The sequence below is a fragment of the Actinosynnema sp. NPDC059797 genome, from assembly GCF_042732085.1.
Lineage (GTDB): Bacteria > Actinomycetota > Actinomycetes > Mycobacteriales > Pseudonocardiaceae > Actinosynnema.
In genome coordinates this window covers 1-2,206 of record NZ_JBHWIE010000654.1, presented here as the reverse complement: position 1 = coordinate 2,206, position 2,206 = coordinate 1, and the positions used below count along the sequence as shown (strand labels likewise).

Below are 2,206 nucleotides of genomic sequence, written 5' to 3'. Positions count from 1 at the left end.
ACGGTCGCCGGTCAGGCAGTCGCCGGGCGGGCGGATCGCCGCCGCAGCCGCAGCTCCACCGCGGCCGCCAGCGCCACCGCCAGCAGCCCGTAGGCCGCGGCCGCGAACGGGCTGGTCACCAGCGCCGACAGCTCGCCCTGGCTGATCTGCAGGGTGCGGCGCACCTGCTCCTCGGCCATCGGCCCCAGGATCAGCCCCACCACCAGCGGCGCCACCGGGTAGCCGTGGCGGCGCATGAAGAACCCGACCAGGCCCACCACCAGCAGCACCAGCAGGTCGTCCACCACGAAGTTCACCGCGTAGGTGCCCAGCGCGGCGAACAGCAGGATCCCCGCGTACAGGTAGGGCCGGGGGATCCGCAGCACCTTCACCCACAGCCGCACCAGCGGCAGGTTGAGCACCAGCAGCATCACGTTGCCCAGGTACAGCGACGCGATCAGCGCCCACACCAGCGCCGAGTCCTGCGTGAACAGCAGCGGGCCCGGCTGGATGCCGTAGCTCTGGAACGCCGCCACGATGACCGCCGCGGTCGCCGTGGTCGGCAGGCCCAGGGTCAGCAGCGGCACCAGCACCCCGGCGGCCGCCGCGTTGTTGGCGGCCTCCGGCCCGGCGACGCCCTCGATCGCGCCCTTCCCGAACTCCTCCGGCCGCCGCGACAGCTTCTTCTCCGCCGCGTAGGACAGGAACGTCGACACGTCCGCGCCGCCCGCGGGCACCGTGCCGATCGGGAAGCCGATGGCGGTGCCGCGCAGCCACGGCTTCCACGACCGCCGCCAGAACTCCCCGGTCATCCACTTCCCGTCGACCGGCACCACCTCCACCGGGCCGTGCCGCAGCCGGGCCGCCACGTACAGCGCCTCGCCGACCGCGAACACGCCGACCGCGACCACCACGACGTCGATGCCGTCCGCCAGCGTCGCCACGCCGAGGGTGAACCGCTGCTGCCCGGTCAGGGTGTCGGTGCCGACCAGGCCCAGGAACAGCCCGACCGCCAGCGACGCCAGCCCCCGCACCGGCGAGGCGCCCAGCAGCGCGGCGACCGTGGTGAACGCCACCACCATCAGCGCCACGTAGTCCGCCGGGCCCAGCTCCACCGCGTACTCGGCGATGGTCGGGGCCAGGGCGGTGAGCAGCAGCGTGGCGATGGTGCCCGCCACGAACGACCCGATGGCCGCCGTGGCCAGCGCCGCCGCCCCGCGCCCGGCCCGCGCCATCCGGTTGCCCTCCAGCGCGGTGACGATCGAGGACGACTCGCCGGGGGTGTTGAGCAGGATCGAGGTGGTCGACCCGCCGTACATGCCGCCGTAGTAGATGCCCGCGAAGATGATCAACGCGGCCGCGGGCTCCAGGGAGTAGGTCAGCGGCAGCAGCAGCGCCACGGTCATGGCCGGTCCGATGCCCGGCAGCACACCGACGGCGGTGCCGAGGGTGACGCCCAGCAGGGCGTAGAGCAGGTACTCGGGCTGCGCGGCGGTCGCGAAGCCCTCCAACAGGGCGGCCCAGTCACCCATCGAGCAGCGGCACCCCTTCGAAGATCCCGGCGGGCAGCGACAGGCCCAACCCGGAGGCGAACACGACCTGCGCCACCAGCGCCAGCGCCACCGCGACCGGCAGCGCCTTCCACCACACCGCGCCCAACGTCCAGGCCGCGCCCAGGAACAGCACCGCGCCCGCCACCGGCCAGCCGACCGGCTCGATCAGCACCAGGTGCGCCACCAGCACCGCGACCAGCTTGGCCACGGTGAGCCAGTCGGTGCGGGCCGTCGGGTCGACGTCCTCGGCCTCCTCGGCCGGGCCGAGCCTGCCGCGCAGCACCGCCACCAGCGTCGCCAGCCCGGTGGCCAGCAGCAGCGCGCCGACCGCGTACGGGAACGCGCGCGGCCCCACGGTCCCGGCCTGGCCGGCCGCGGGGATGGCGGGGGTGTCCAGCAGCGTGAACACCCCCAGCGCCACCACCAGCCCGGCGAACGCGCCCTCCTCGACCTTGGCGGCCGTGCGCGCCCGCGGCGGGCCCGGGTCCGGTGCCGCGGGCACGGGGCCCGAGGCGGGAACGGGGTCGGGGGCGGTCACTTGACCAGGCCGATCTCCTCCAGGATCGGCTTGATGCGGCCGATCTCGGTGGTCAGGAAGGTGTTGAAGTCGTGGCCGGTCTGGAAGGTGTCGGTCCAGCCCCGCTTCTTCAGCTCGTCCTGCCACTGGGCACTGG

Annotated in this window: 2 protein-coding genes; both read right to left on the bottom strand. The window is 74.3% G+C overall.

Annotation, left to right across the window (positions count from 1 at the left end):
* Positions 1-11 precede the first annotated feature (11 nt).
* Entirely contained in the window at positions 12-1,511 is a 1,500-nt protein-coding gene (locus ACFV4N_RS42980; RefSeq protein WP_499678456.1) for a tripartite tricarboxylate transporter permease, read from the bottom strand.
* The gene (locus ACFV4N_RS42975; RefSeq protein WP_499678455.1) at positions 1,504-2,070 is read right to left on the bottom strand and encodes a tripartite tricarboxylate transporter TctB family protein; all 567 of its coding nucleotides are present in this window, start codon (positions 2,068-2,070) and stop codon (positions 1,504-1,506) included. The genes ACFV4N_RS42980 and ACFV4N_RS42975 overlap by 8 nt, the downstream gene beginning before the upstream one ends.
* Positions 2,071-2,206 lie beyond the last annotated feature (136 nt).

Coding starts and splice junctions, on each gene's coding strand:
- ACFV4N_RS42980 (WP_499678456.1), bottom strand. CDS start 1,511: ATGGGTGACTGGGCCGCCCTGTTGGAGGGCTTCGCGACCGCCGCGCAG.